This is a genomic window from Scopulibacillus darangshiensis, from assembly GCF_004341035.1.
GTDB lineage: Bacteria > Bacillota > Bacilli > Bacillales > Sporolactobacillaceae > Scopulibacillus > Scopulibacillus darangshiensis.
Genome location: NZ_SLXK01000014.1, coordinates 62,367 through 76,565, shown reverse-complemented (window position 1 = coordinate 76,565; position 14,199 = coordinate 62,367). Strand labels below are relative to the sequence as shown.

Below are 14,199 nucleotides of genomic sequence, written 5' to 3'. Positions count from 1 at the left end.
CGGATGACAGAAAAAAAGTTGTCTGATCTAAACAGCACAGTGACGGAAAAAGGGATTGAAACCGATTTTCGGGGCAAAATGACATATGGCGAGTATCTACACCTAGACAGTTTGTTATCAAGCCAGAAGAGATTATCGGGGCATCACGATGAGATGCTTTTTATCATCATCCATCACGTGAGTGAACTTTGGATGAAGCTGATTTTGCATGAGATGAAGGCGGCAACCGTTTCGATTCAAGAAGGCGAGCTTTCCGCCGCCTTTAAAATGCTGGCGCGTGTTTCCAAAATCCAAAAGCAAATCATTGAGGCTTGGGATGTCCTTTCAACGCTTACACCTGCAGAATATATGGAGTTCCGTGACAAGCTTGGGCAAGCTTCAGGATTCCAATCATACCAATACAGAATGATTGAATTTGCATTGGGTTACAAAACACGCCACGCTCTTGCGATTTATAAAAAGGATCCGGAGGTGCACCAAATCCTGGATGAGGCTTTGCATGCACCGAGCATCTATGATGTTTCCATTCAGGCATTAGCAAAAGCGGGATTTGACATCAATCCGGATATTTTGAACAGAGATGTCACGGAAACTTATGAGGCGGATAAATCAGTCGAGGCAGCTTGGCTTGAAGTCTATCGTGATGTCGATAAATACTGGGATCTCTATCAATTGGCGGAAAAGCTTGTTGATATTGAGGATTGGCTGCAACAGTGGCGGTTCCGCCATATGAAAACAGTGGAACGGATCATCGGCCATAAGATCGGCACCGGCGGATCTTCAGGTGTCAGCTATCTTAAGAAGGTACTTGATCACAGATTCTTCCCGGAACTGTGGGACTTGAGGACGGAGATTTGAGAAAAACAGCGCTTCTGGCCAATCAACTAAGGCGTCTTATCGATAATATTTTATCCTATTAATTGGGCGCTTTAGGAATTGCCCGCACCTCACAGTGAAGGAGGCATTAACTTATACTGTTAGGATTTTTATCGGACCGTGGTTCCGTTATTCGGTCATTCAAGGGGTCGTTTGAGCTAATTTTTCGCAAATAACGGAATCTGAGAGGCTGTCTATTAACTCTGGATAAATTATAATAACCTTTCCATTTTGATGATTTTTAAGGTTTTTATGCCTAAAAATGCTCATTTTCCATCAATAATCGGTATTAATGAGGTCCGTAAATATGGTCGCGGACGGTTTCCACAATTAGTAGACATCCTCTCTGAGTCCTATAATAAATCAGTGAACCATTTTATAGTTTCTTTGAACGATAAAAAAAGCAGGGGGCCACCGGTACTGCGCCCCCTTAAGAAAAGTCTAAAAACTATGCAGGGAATGTGGTACAATGAAAGGGAAGAAGCCTAGCTTTCAGCAAAAAGAAAGCTGGGCTTGTTTTTTCTTAAATCAGTATTTCACGAATGCCGATAATGATCAGAAATAGACCTGAAAGCAAGCTAGTATATTTCCCAACACTGCTTCGATTCATTCGCATGCCGAAGCGAACCCCGGATTCAATAGAAAAGAAGGAAAAAACGCCGATCGCAAGGGTCGTCAAAATCGGATTGAGCCCCGTCACACCTGCGCCAAAAGCCGTGCCAATGGCGTTCAGCGATAGCGCGAGTCCTAATACCGCAGCCTCACTAATTGAAATGACATCGTTATGATCCTTGTCAACCTTATCAGGATGGGTCATGACTTCTGTTAAGCTTGATTGGGGCTTTTGATAGATGGTCATTCCTATTGTCCAAAGTCCGATGAGAGTGATGATGGCCCCCCCAATAGCATTGGCTGCTGTAATCGGAATCACACAATTGACCGATTTCCCGATGTAGAGAGATACAAAGGACAGCAGCATCGCAATGACGGTAATGACACCATTAGATAGGACTGAAATTCGCTTTCCCCTAAGCCCATATGTTAGCCCAATCCCAAGGTTATCAAGACTGGAAGCTAATCCAAGCACGATAATAGCAAGCCAGTGCATATTTTTCCTCCTCTTCTTAGGCTGATTTATCATATGCGAAAGGAAATAATGTGCTAAAGGCAAAGCAGGCGAATGATGCCCTTGTACGGGGAAAGGCAATCTTTAGAACAAACAAAAAGCGTGTAAAGCTACTCATAGCATTACACGCTTACGTTTTATCCTTCGTCATTAATATTATACGGTATAACTGCCTTTTCCCTGATAGGAATTACAGACCCGATGAGAATAATAACAGCGCATCCGATGAAAATCGCCCTCAGTCCTAGACCCGCTGTCACCGACAACAGACCGAATATAACGATATCAAGCACGGAGTCCATAACAGACAGCAGCGAGATCGTCGTTGCCCGGCTTCCTGACGGAATGTAATCATTCGTCATCTGTGAATAGACTGGGTAACGAATGGCAGTCGAGGTTTTCACAATGGTAAGGACGAGCATCGCGAGTATAAGATGGTTTAGGAAAAAGGCTCCTGCCGCGAGTGCAGCTGCAACGAAAAGCCCGTTCCCGACCAAAATTACGGGTCTTGGGAACAGTTTTTCCAGCCGCCCGATATTTCTCGAAAGGATTAAGCTGATCAAAGCTCCCGCTGCATAAATCACACCAAGCCATGCCACAGGCAAGCCGGCATCTGTCAGATAGGGCTGATCAAATTTGGCGAAAACAAACGTAGGGATCATCACAACTGTAAAGTTCAGAAATAAACGGATGAGATCCGGCTGTCTTTTTATAATTCTGATGCCCCGGCTAACATGCTTAAAGGGATGATCCCGGCAGCCGCCAGACCCTTTCGGCGTCTCAATCCGAAATAAAATGACAAACTGGATCAGGTGAAAAGCAACACCAAAAGAGATAAGCAACATAAACTGCCAATCTAATAAATCCTTCGCAAGCACCCCGCCAAGCACAAAACTAACGATCATCGGAATGAACGCTGCGGATTCGATTTTTCCCCAAATGTTACTCATCTTATCCTGCTGATTCGTCTCCTTAAGAGATTCATAGATCAAAGCCTCATCCGAGCCCGAGAAAAAGGTTGCGGACAACCCGTCAAGCAACCGGCTCAAGTAGAAGAGCCAAGGATCAAAGGCGAAAAGCAATAATACCTTAGAGACGATATTGATGGCACTGCCAATAATAAAGGACAGCTTAGGTCCGAACCGGTCGGCGAAGGCCCCTGTAGGCACTTCGAAAATCAATACGGAAATGCTAAAGCAGAGCAGAAGAGCAAAAATATGTCCGGCATTCAAGCCGCGTTCAAAATAAAATAATACGAGAACCGGCTCTAGAAAGCTGATCCGGCCAAACATCGTTGCCCAAAATAAAATGTTAGCATTATGTTCCGCTAATGGTCTTAACTTACTTTTTGATAAAATGTCCATTTATTTATTGTTCCTCCGTTTTTGGTTACTCTTTATACATAGACAGAGAACCTGAAACGGAGATTTAGCTATTTATTATAAGAAAAGCGCGATCCCCATTTCAGATTTAAAAGTAGGGCACTTCGTCATGTTTTTTTGCATAGTAATTCATCCTCCTTGTGTTCTATTTCCATTTTACGAAATTGCGGAAAAAATACAACATAAATATCATTCATATGGGATAATGATAAGTAAAAAACAGTTGTCTGGTGTGAAACTGATCAAGCTTCATGTTGAGAATGGAAAATTTGCAAGGGGTGATACGGTTTTGGCGAGGGAGTTTTGTTAAAAAAAGCTGCCATAAATATATGGCAGCCCTGGAAAATTATTTATTCAACCGCTGTGACACATGACGGTTGTCTCTTTTCGGCTGCAAGCGGAAGAGCTTCAGGCCGAAGTTGGTCAGCGGGTAGAAGAACTTTGAAAATCTCTTAACTAGCATACCGGCGATGGTTCCGACGACAACGCTTGCGAGGACGTCGGTCGGCCAATGGACGCCTGTGTACACCCTGGAAAACATAACGAGAATAGCAAGGGTTGTGAACGTTCGGCTGATCCACTTATTGCGTCCCCAGGCTGCAGCGGCAAAACCGAAGCTGCCTGATGTGTGGTCGCTTGGGAATGAGGCATCAGCAGCGTGCGGGATCAGCTGGTTAAAGGATCCGTCAGGCAATGAGACGAACGGCCGCGGCCGTGCCCAGATATGTGCGATGATAAAATTAATAACTAAGGCAATAATACCTGAGAAAACAGCAAGGACGAGCGTGTGCCGTGATTCAGGCTTGGACCTCGGCAAGGTAAACCAAAAGACAATAAATAATAAAGCGTAGATTTCCAAAGCATATTCAGAAATGAAAGCGAAAACGTCGTCAACCCAAGGGACATTTCCCGATAAACCGTTTATTGCGTGATAGACTGTGTTATCAAACCAATTCATGTTGTACTCCTTAATTTTTTATGATTTTATAAGTAAAGACTAAATTCACCTATGAAAAGTTCAAATAAGATGCAAGGTAATCAAAAAATACTGGAAAGTTTTTTCAATGGCATCTATAATTTTAGTATAAAACTCTTCTTGTGACTAGGAGGTAATTATGAACAATCACGAAATAGATTATAAAATTTATGGTGATGACATGCAATTTGTTGAAATCGAGCTTGATCCCGAAGAAACAACGATCGCTGAAGCAGGCAGCTTGATGATGATGGAAGACGGGGTATCAATGGAAACGATCTTTGGCGACGGCAGCGGCCAGAAAGGCTTTATGGGGAAACTATTCGGAGCAGGGAAGCGATTATTGACGGGTGAAAGCTTATTTATGACGGCATTTACCAACAGTGCCTCAGGGAAAAAGCATGTGTCATTTGCGGCGCCTTATCCTGGGAAAATCATTCCGCTCGATTTGAGCTTGAATGGCGGGGAAATCATTTGTCAGAAGGACGCCTTTCTTTGTGCAGCAAAAGGTGTAACAGTCGGCATCGAATTTCAAAGAAAGCTTGGCACTGGTTTCTTCGGCGGTGAAGGCTTCATTATGGAGAAGCTTGAAGGTGACGGGATGGCTTTTATTCATGCAGGCGGGACGATGAAAGAAGTCACCCTTTCAGAAGGTGAGATGCTTAGAGTCGATACCGGCTGTTTGGTTGGGATGACAAGAGGTGTATCATATGAAATTGAATTCGTAAAAGGCATCAAAACCGCGCTGTTCGGCGGTGAGGGGTTGTTCTTTGCCACTCTTCGCGGACCAGGGACGGTATGGGTGCAGTCACTGCCGTTCAGCCGCTTGGCAAGCCGTGTCTTCAGTGCCATGCCGCAAAATCCTATTGGCAGAAGTCAAGGTGAAGGCAGTGTGCTCGGCGGGGTTTTCGACATATTTGATGGTGACTAACATGATAAGGGAGAGGGCCGTTGCGGCTCACTCCTGTTATTTTGGTGGGGAGGCTTAACCCATACATGCCTGAATAAAAGCAAGAAACAGCTTCTGCGCGTAATGATCCTCTTGTATCAGACTTCCAGGATGCCATTGGACACCGATCACAAAAGGTTCGTTCACACTCTCAATCCCCTCGATAACGCCATCACTTGCCACAGCAGAAACCCGAAATCCCGGAGCAACCTCTTTTATAGCCTGATGATGAAAGCTATTCACCTTAATTCTATCTGCACCTAGAACCTGATTTAAGCGGGAGCCTTGTTCAATCTGAATGCCGTGAGATAGGTGATCCCGCGGTGCCAGTTGCTTGTGCTGAACCAAATTGCTCAATTGGCTGTTGATGTCCTGATACGAGCTTCCGCCGCGAGCGATGTTCAGCATGCTATTTCCCCGGCAAATCGCGAGAATCGGGCATTGTTTTTGAAAAGCGGTTTTGACTAATTGCATCTCAAATTGATCTCTATTGGGTGTCAGCTGGCCAAGCCCAAGCAAAGGCTCTTCGCCATAAAGGGAAGGGTCGATGTCAGCGCCGCCGGTTAACAATAAGCCATCCACTTTATCCATCAACCCTTGAATCATGACCGGATCCGTTGTATGGGGAAAGATGATCGGTGTTCCCCCGGCATTGATAATGGCTGTCAGATAATCTTCTTTTACATATACCTTCTTTGATTCGATATCAGCGGTTAACCCAATGACTGGTGCCATAGCTGTTCCTCCAAGATGTCAAGTATTTTATAGGGTTAGAATCAGCCTTTTCATTTATCTTTATTCGGACCCTTCTGTTCATATTGATAAAATTGTTAATGATGTCTTTAGAAAAAACACTTTACAAAGCAAGTCATTTTCAATTATGATAGTGATAATGATTATCATTATCTTCGGGGGAAATGACAATGATACTAACAGAGCTAAAACCTGGTGATAAAGGGAAAATTACTGATGTTTCAAAAGTTACCGCACTCGTCCAAAGCAGACTGCTTGATTTTGGCGTTTTGGAAGGGAAAGAGGTTTGTTATAAATATGCTTTGCCATTCGGCGGGCCATGTATGCTTGAAGCATGCGGGCAGTGCATTGGCATTCGCAGAAAAGAAGCAATGTGCATACAGGTGGAACAATCCTGATGGAAGTCGCACTATTCGGTAACCCAAACACGGGAAAAACATCCCTTTTTAATATTCTGACAGGTTCTTATGAATACGTTGGAAACTGGAGCGGCGTCACCGTTGAGAAGAAAGTGGGGATCCTTAAGGAGTCAGCCGGGCGTCTCATTGATTTGCCAGGAATCTATTCTTTAAATCCGCTTTCGAAAGATGAAGGGATTGCAACGCAGTTTCTGCTTAATGAATCATTCTCAGTTGCGTTAAATATAGTGGATGCTTCTCAATTAGAGAGGAATTTGCATTTAACGATACAATTATTAGAGTTTGGAAAGCCGGTTGTGATCGGTCTGAACATGATTGATGTTGCCAAAAGCCGGGGAATCCATATTGATGAGAAGGCGTTGGGAAAGAAGCTTGGAGCAAGCGTTATTCCCATTGTGGCACGAACTGGGAAAAAATGCCAATTCCTTTCGAAACAGCTTACACCACGGGAAGAAGATGCTGAACCTTTACATATCGATTATGGGGAAAAGGTTGAGGAAAGCATCGATCAGCTTGTGTCGCTCATGCCAGAAGATGTGAGACTTAACAAGAGATGGCTCTCGCTTCAGTTCCTTGAAGGGAATAAAGTTGTCCGTGAAAATCTGACATCCCTTATTGACAAGGAACAGCTTAACAAGATATGCACTGAGCTTGAATCACAGATAATTATAGAAAAAGACACAAAATCAATTAAACAGTATTTATATGCGAAAAGGCAGCAGTTCATATCGGAAGTAGTTGCGGAGTCTGTTGAAAAGGGACAGACAAGCGGCCGGACATTTACGCAGACGATTGACGCTGTTGTGACAAATAAATTTCTTGGCATTCCGATTTTCTTATTGTTAATGTTCCTAGTCTTTACCTTGACATTCAATTGGTTAGGAACCCCGTTATCAGACGGTCTTGACGCATTCATATCAGGTCCGCTGACAGATTGGCTAAAGGCAGGATTAACAAATGTCCATGCGACCCCTTTCATACAAAGCGTCATCCTTGATGGAATCGTTGCCGGTGTTGGCGGTGTCTTAGTCTTTGTGCCGCAAATCTTTATTCTCTTTTTCTTCATCTCGCTGATTGAGGATTCAGGTTATATGGCGCGGGTGGCCATGGTAATGGACCGGGTGATGGAATCGGTCGGTTTGAACGGCAAAGCCTTTATCCCGCTGATCATTGGCTTTGGCTGCAATGTGCCGGGGATCATGGCGGCGCGAACGATTGAACAGCCAAAAGAGCGGCTCTTGACGACACTTTTAACCCCTTTAATGTCCTGCTCGGCACGCTTATCGGTTTACAGCTTATTTGTCGCAGCTTTCTTTGAAAAACATCAGGCGTTGATCGTCCTTTCATTATATGTTTTGGGAATTATTGTGGCACTCGTGTTAGCCAAAATTTTCACCTTTTTTATAAAAAGTGAAGGATCAGTCTTCGTCATTGAATTGCCGCCCTATCGGATCCCGCAGGCCAGAACCCTTTTAAGGAGCACATGGGACAAAGGCAAGGGCTTTGTCAGAAAAGCTGGGACATTCATCTTTGGCGGAACAGTTGCGATTTGGTTTTTATCATATGCCGGGCCGCACGGCTTCGATGTTCCGATTGATGAAAGCTTTATGGCGGTTATTTGCGGCTATATTGCGCCGCTGCTTGCCCCGATCGGATTCGGGACTTGGCAGGCGGCAGGCGCCCTGGTCACAGGGTTCTTGGCAAAGGAAGTTGTTGTCTCAACAATGAACGTCCTTTATTTTGTGCCGGACGGGCAAACACTGACGGGCATCATTTCACACTTCTACACACCGCTTCAGGCCTATAGCTTCATGGTCTTTATTTTGTTATATGTGCCGTGTCTTTCAACGGTTGCGGTCATTCAAAAAGAAGCAGGTTCAAAGAAATGGACAGCATTCTCAATTGGTTACGCCTTAGTTGTAGCATATTTGCTATCCTTGGTTGTGTACCAAGGCGGGCAATGGCTCGGGCTCCACTAAGAGGGGAGAGGTTAGATGATTTTCAGTATTATTATTGGCGTTATTATTTTCGGATACGCGATTTGGACGTTAATTCGTTTTATAAAGAAGAGCAAGCAAGGACAATGTGCCGGGTGTTCACTCAATAAAACATGTCAATCCGGCTGCTCGACGGTTTCACCGGAAACGAGACAAGAAATGCTGCAAAATTTAGAACAAAAACCTATCCATCGTTAGAAAAACTTGCCGCTTGGCAAGTTTTTTGCTTTGAAACTAAATAATATTGAGATCCTGACATTAATGAAATAGGTAGCATTTTATGGCAGGATTTTGACAAAGGACATATTCCATTGAAAATGGCGTCTAAGGTGGTCTATGATAAAAATGGTTGAAGTCTAAATGATAGTGAAACAATGGCAAAAGAGGTTTTTTCAATAGCAAGTTAAAGGAGATTTTAAATATGAGTGCAGTGGAAACCAAACAGGGAGGCAAAAAAGGATTCGGAGGTCTCTTTGTTATTATTCCGATTTTCATTATTCTTGTGGCGGTCATGCTGTTTTTCCTGCAGCGTGAATCAGGCAAAAGCACGATAGAGTTTGAACATTTGCATGGCATGGCGTTTACGCCGAATGGGGATCTCTATCTTCCTGTCCATGACGGGGTTGCCGTCTATGAAAAAAATGGATGGAAGCATTTAGCTGGTGATAAAAATGATTATATGGGCTTTTCCATGGTCGATGACGGCTTTTACAGCAGCGGCCATCCGGGGGAGGGATCCAAGCTTGCAAATCCGCTCGGTCTTGTTAAAGTGACGAATAGCGGTAAAAAAATAAGCACCCTTGGACTCGCGGGCGAAACAGATTTCCATCTGATGGCGGCAAGCTACTATTCGCACGGCATTTATGTGGTCAACCCTGAAAAGAATTCAAAAATGAATGCTCCTGGTTTGTACTATACACTTGATGATGGCAAGTCATGGACTAAAGCTCAGGCAAAAGGTTTACAGGGTAAGGTGACAGCCGTCGCGGTCGATCCCAAGAAAAAGAATGTGGTCGCGATCGGGACGGGTCTCGGTGTCTTCTATTCGACGGACAGCGGCAAAACATTTAAAAATATTTTTCCTGATGAGAATGTCACAGCGTTATCTTTCGGATTTGGCGGCGAGCTGCTGGCTGGGACTTTTGCCGAGAAATCAAAAATGTTGAGGATTGATCCTAATAACCCTGGCTCAAACCTGACGATTGAATTGTCATCGGTTGAACAAGATCCGATTTCATACATCGCCCAAAATCCAAAAGATTCAAAACAACTCGTTGTCTCAACAATGAAAAATGATATCTTTTCGACGAATAACTTTGGGCAAAACTGGACGATTTTGGCTAAAGGCGGCAAAGGGCTCGGTGGAAAATAAGTATTAAAAATGAGGTGAAAGAAAGATTTGCAAAACTATGCTAGACTAAAGGATAAAAGTAAAGGGGGGAGTATCGGAAAATGATTGAAACGGTTCTTTTTGATGTTGACGGTGTGCTGCTTAGTGAGGAGCGTTATTTTGATGCTTCGGCATTAACAGTTTGGGAGCTGCTATATAGCAACAATTACCTTGGATTGAATCCAAAAGCATTCAAGACTGATCTTCAGGATGATGACATCAGCCAAATAAGGGAGCAAGTATTTCAAAATGATCTCGTTCTTAAGTTGATGAAGGCAAGGGGCCTTAATGCGAATTGGGATATGATTTACCTTGCTTTTAGTCATCAGCTCATCCATCTTTTGTCCCAAATCAGGGATGTCGAGCAGTCATTGATCAATGACTGGCTGGCACAGGATATTAACCGGGAAACATTGTCCGCTATGAAAGCTATTTTTGCAAAATATCAGCTGAGAATTGACTATGGCGCTTTTATTGAGGATTTCAAGCAAACTAATGCAGAGAAGGAAGAGTTGCTTACGTTCTTAAATCATGTTGCAGAACAAAAGTTGGGTGTTAAGACAACGATTTTTAAAAGACAGAGCAGCCTTTGGGATATCTGTGAGCATGCATCACAAGAGTGGTATGTCGGTGATGAAAATATTGTGGCTTCGACAGGCAAAACATCCGTACAGAATGGGAAACCGGGATTTTTAAATGATGAAAAGACAATAGGTGAGCCTGAAGCAATCGGGCGATTATTTCAATCGCTAAAAGATGAAGGGGTATCTATTGGGATTGGAACCGGACGGCCTGAACTTGAAACAATCGAACCTTTCAAACACTTGGGCTGGTTAGATTACTTTGACAAGGATCGTATTGTGACGGCGGATGATGTGTTGCATGCTGAAAGGGATTATCCGGAACACATGCCGCTTGCAAAGCCTAATCCGTTTTCCTTTATCGCTTCGTTACTGGGAAAACAGACCCCGGTAATTGACTGTATTACCAAGACATTGCCGCTAAAAAATGCTGAAAGAGTCCTTATTGTCGGTGATTCGCTTGCCGATTTATATGCCGCTAAGGAAATCGGCTGCCGCTTTGCTGCTGTTTTGACTGGCCTATCCGGAAAAGCGGCAAGAGCTGACTTTGAAGCCCAAAATGCTGACTATATTTTAGACCATGTCCTGGATGTTCGGGGACTAATCACTGATTTAAAGGAAAACTGACCTAAAAAAGCTACTATGGGAATTAAGATTGGCTAATCGTGCCCGCCGCCAAATAAAAAGGGAGATGGTATAAAACCATCTCCCTTTCACTCATTATTGATAGATGTTGACCTGTCCCACTTCGTCGCTCATAGCATATTGGCTTTCCAAATTCAGCATCTGCGCTTCTTGCAGACCAGAAAGCAGAAGCAGTGTGTCAATGACCTCATCATTCGCCTTTTTATCAAGCGTCAATAGCATGATGGCTTCGCCGCCAATGGATGTTCTGCCAACTTGCATGGTGCCTATATTAATATGATAGTTTCCGAGAATTGAACCAACCTGACCGATAACCCCCGGCAAATCATGGTGCTTGATATACAATAGGTCGGCTTCAGGCTTCAAGTCAACCCGGTAGCCGTTGATGGTGACGATCCGAGGACCATAACCATTCAATACAGTGGCGCCAATATTGACACTTTCACCGCCATTGATTAAAGTGAGTTCCATATAATTAGAAAAGCCTTTGCGCTTAGCATTTTTTTGTACATTATATACGAGACCTTGATCCTTCAATAAATGCAGGACATTGATAATATTAACAGAATCACTTAAATGGTAGGAGAGGATGCCTTTGATCAACGTTCTTGTCAGCAAACCCGTATCTTCCTCCAAAAGGTCACCGCAATATTCAATTTCAATCCGTTCCGGTGCTTGCTTAAATAATTGAATAAGAAGCTGTGCCATTTGTTCGCCGACTTGAAGGTATGGCTTCATTCTTTGCTGCGCATGGCCAGATACCTGCGGCAGATTGACCGCGTGATGGACCGATTGTTTTTCAAAAATCTCGATAATTTCTGCGCTCACCTCTTGGGCAACTTTTTCCTGTGCTTCCTGTGTGGATGCTCCAAGATGCGGTGTTACAATTACCTTGGACGATTCAAGCAGGTCAGGGTTAGCCGGAGGCTCCTGTTCGTAGACATCAAGGGCTGCACCCGCAACGCGTCCTTCCTTAATCGCTTCAATGAGGGCCGCTTCATCAATGATGCCGCCGCGGGCGCAATTGATAATCCGCACCCCTTCTTTTACCTTCTGCAAATATTCTTTATTAACAAGTGCTTTGGTATTATGTGTTAAAGGGGTATGGACCGTAATAAAATCCGAATTCTGGGCAATGTCATCAAGACTTGCCTTCGTGATCCCAAGTTTCTTAGCCCGATCTTCCGTTAAGTAGGGGTCGAAGCCCAGGATGGACATCTGAAAGCCTTTTGCTCGCTTCGCAACCTCTGTGCCGATACGGCCCATGCCTATGATTCCTAGTGTTTTTTGATAGAGTTCAACACCTTTAAAGGCTTTCCGTTCCCATTTTCCACCGGATGTTGATTGATGGGCGAGGGGGATTTGTCTAGCTAATGACAGCATCATAGCCAATGTGTGCTCCGTTGCAGCAATCGTGTTCGCTCCCGGAGCGTTGATGACGATAATGCCTTTTTTTGTGGCGGCATCGACATTAATATTATCGACACCGACACCCGCGCGGGCAACAATTCTCAACCGCTCGGCTGCCTCAAGGATTTCCTCGGTGACATTTGTTTGGCTTCGAACAATTAAGGCATCGTAATCTTTAATCACTTTTTTCAACTCATGCGGCTCAAGTCCAGTTTGCTTATCAACGATAAATCCCGGGTGATCATAGAGTTGTTTTAACCCGCTGTCACTTACCTGATCTGTTACAAGTACTTTATAATTCATGACTCCAAACCTCCTCAGCTTTTCCTGTTGCTTTTCCTAAGACATCACGGCCTTCAACTTGACTGACCGCCATTTCGATTGCACCTAATACTTTTAAAATATCAAAAGGTGTGCTGTAACCCATATGGCCAATTCTGAAAATCTCACCTTTTAATTTCTTTTGCCCGCCGCCTAATATAATAGAATAACGCTGCTGGAGAAGTTTCTTTAGTTCATTGGCGGAACTATTTTCCGGCTTAACTGCAGTGACGGTAGGGGATGCGTCTTCATCCTTAACAAGCAATGGCAATTCTATCGCCTTCAGTCCCTCGCGAACCATCCGCTTCAATAATTGATGGCGGCTGATCACCTGTTCCATGCCCTCTTCCTCAATCATCTTACAAACTTCCAGTGCGCCGTTAATAAGGGATACCGCCGGAGTAAACGGCGTTGATTTCTGCGTTTCGTAAGAATTAATATAGCTGTTAAGATCAAAATAAAATCGTTTTGTCCGGCAGTTTTTTATAACTGTTTTCACATCATCATTGATGGCAATAAACGCAAGTCCGGGCGGAAGCATGAGTGCCTTTTGAGAACCAGCTACAAGCACATCAATGTGCCAGCTTTTCATATCAACCGGTACAGCACCAATGCAGCTGACACCATCGACAATGAAGAGTGCGTCTGTTAATTGCTTCGTGACTTTGCCAAGTTCCTTGATAGGATTGAGGACACCTGTTGATGTCTCACAATAGGTGGCAAAGACGGCCTTGATCTCCGTATTAAGCTGCTTGATAAAATCTTCAAGTCTATCAGGTGTACAGGCACTTCCCCACTCGATGTCCAATCGGTGGACATTGGCGCCATAGGCTTCACATACATTTGCGAAACGGTCACCAAAGGCACCGGCAACGATGACGATCACATCATCACCTTCAGTGACAACATTAGTGACTGCCGTCTCCAGGGCTGATGTCCCGCTGCCTGCAACTAAATAGACGGGTTCTGTTGAGCCAAAAACAGGCTTAAGACGCGTGGACGTCTCCTCAAGTAATTGTGAAAAAGCTTGGGATCGATGGCCAATCATCGGTTGATTCATAGCACGTGTTACCCGGTCCGGAATTGGCGTAGGACCGGGGGTAAATAAAAATTCTTGATTTAATAGCATACTCCCACCCTCTCATTAACATTCTGATTATAAAAAAATTAAAAAAACGTCCCTCATAACATACTTTAAGCATGCTATGAGGGACGTCGTTACACGCGGTGCCACCCTCATTTGCTGCCATAAATCAATGGCAGCCTCATTTTTGAGACTTTAACGGCTACGGCCGGACCAATCTACTCGCTTCGATTGGCCAGTTCAGAAGTGCTCGGATCAATGGGGGACCAGCACCGGTTCTCAGCTTCTCC

13 protein-coding genes and 1 other annotated feature (1 of these 14 cut by a window edge) are annotated in these 14,199 nt (G+C 44.2%); of the genes, 7 read left to right on the top strand and 6 right to left on the bottom strand.

Annotation, left to right across the window (positions count from 1 at the left end; all coding sequences use genetic code 11):
- The first annotated feature begins 3 nt into the window (after positions 1-3).
- Entirely contained in the window at positions 4-858 is an 855-nt protein-coding gene (gene kynA, locus EV207_RS11200) for a tryptophan 2,3-dioxygenase (protein WP_132746250.1), read from the top strand.
- Positions 859-1,399: 541 nt separating this feature from the next.
- On the opposite strand, the gene EV207_RS11195 is transcribed toward kynA, so the two are convergent.
- The 3 genes from EV207_RS11195 to EV207_RS11185 all read right to left on the bottom strand — a co-directional run bounded on the left by EV207_RS11195 (position 1,400) and on the right by EV207_RS11185 (position 4,342).
- Positions 1,400-2,017, bottom strand: a complete 618-nt coding sequence (locus EV207_RS11195) for a manganese efflux pump (protein ID WP_279389188.1) — start codon at positions 2,015-2,017, stop codon at positions 1,400-1,402.
- Between the two features lie 122 nt (positions 2,018-2,139).
- On the bottom strand, positions 2,140-3,366 hold the full coding sequence (locus tag EV207_RS11190; protein ID WP_132746248.1) for an MFS transporter: 1,227 nt from the start codon (positions 3,364-3,366) through the stop codon (positions 2,140-2,142).
- Positions 3,367-3,730: 364 nt separating this feature from the next.
- Positions 3,731-4,342, bottom strand: a complete 612-nt coding sequence (locus EV207_RS11185) for an undecaprenyl-diphosphatase (protein WP_132746247.1) — start codon at positions 4,340-4,342, stop codon at positions 3,731-3,733.
- 157 nt (positions 4,343-4,499) lie between these two features.
- On the opposite strand from EV207_RS11185, the gene EV207_RS11180 reads away from it, so the two are divergent.
- Positions 4,500-5,291, top strand: a complete 792-nt coding sequence (locus EV207_RS11180; protein ID WP_132746246.1) for a TIGR00266 family protein — start codon at positions 4,500-4,502, stop codon at positions 5,289-5,291.
- 54 nt (positions 5,292-5,345) lie between these two features.
- Here EV207_RS11180 and EV207_RS11175 read toward each other — a convergent pair whose 3' ends face one another.
- Entirely contained in the window at positions 5,346-6,044 is a 699-nt protein-coding gene (locus EV207_RS11175; RefSeq protein WP_132746245.1) for a gamma-glutamyl-gamma-aminobutyrate hydrolase family protein, read from the bottom strand.
- 188 nt (positions 6,045-6,232) lie between these two features.
- Between EV207_RS11175 and EV207_RS11170 the strand changes: the two genes are divergently transcribed.
- From EV207_RS11170 to EV207_RS11150, 5 genes are all read left to right on the top strand, one after another.
- Positions 6,233-6,460 carry a FeoA family protein gene (locus EV207_RS11170; RefSeq protein ID WP_132746244.1) on the top strand — a complete coding sequence of 76 codons (228 nt, stop codon included), beginning with the start codon at positions 6,233-6,235 and terminating at the stop codon, positions 6,458-6,460.
- Positions 6,460-8,460, top strand: a complete 2,001-nt coding sequence (gene feoB, locus EV207_RS11165; protein WP_132746243.1) for a ferrous iron transport protein B — start codon at positions 6,460-6,462, stop codon at positions 8,458-8,460. Before EV207_RS11170 ends, feoB begins: the two co-directional genes overlap by 1 nt.
- A gap of 15 nt (positions 8,461-8,475) precedes the next feature.
- Positions 8,476-8,676, top strand: coding sequence for a FeoB-associated Cys-rich membrane protein (locus tag EV207_RS11160; protein WP_132746242.1), 201 nt, complete (start codon positions 8,476-8,478; stop codon positions 8,674-8,676).
- Between the two features lie 223 nt (positions 8,677-8,899).
- A complete protein-coding gene (locus EV207_RS11155; RefSeq protein WP_132746241.1) occupies positions 8,900-9,850 on the top strand; it encodes a F510_1955 family glycosylhydrolase in 951 nt (316 codons plus the stop codon).
- Positions 9,851-9,930: 80 nt separating this feature from the next.
- Complete coding sequence (locus EV207_RS11150) at positions 9,931-11,076, top strand: HAD family hydrolase (RefSeq protein ID WP_132746240.1); 1,146 nt, start codon at positions 9,931-9,933, stop codon at positions 11,074-11,076.
- 93 nt (positions 11,077-11,169) lie between these two features.
- Here the strand turns inward: EV207_RS11150 and serA are convergent, their stop codons facing one another.
- Both serA and EV207_RS11140 read right to left on the bottom strand, forming a co-directional pair.
- A complete protein-coding gene (serA, locus tag EV207_RS11145) occupies positions 11,170-12,807 on the bottom strand; it encodes a phosphoglycerate dehydrogenase (RefSeq protein WP_132746239.1) in 1,638 nt (545 codons plus the stop codon).
- Entirely contained in the window at positions 12,797-13,954 is a 1,158-nt protein-coding gene (locus tag EV207_RS11140; protein WP_132746238.1) for a pyridoxal-phosphate-dependent aminotransferase family protein, read from the bottom strand. The genes serA and EV207_RS11140 overlap by 11 nt, the downstream gene beginning before the upstream one ends.
- Positions 13,955-14,030: 76 nt before the next feature.
- Positions 14,031-14,199 (bottom strand) — a binding site (T-box leader) (it continues 47 nt past the right edge of the window).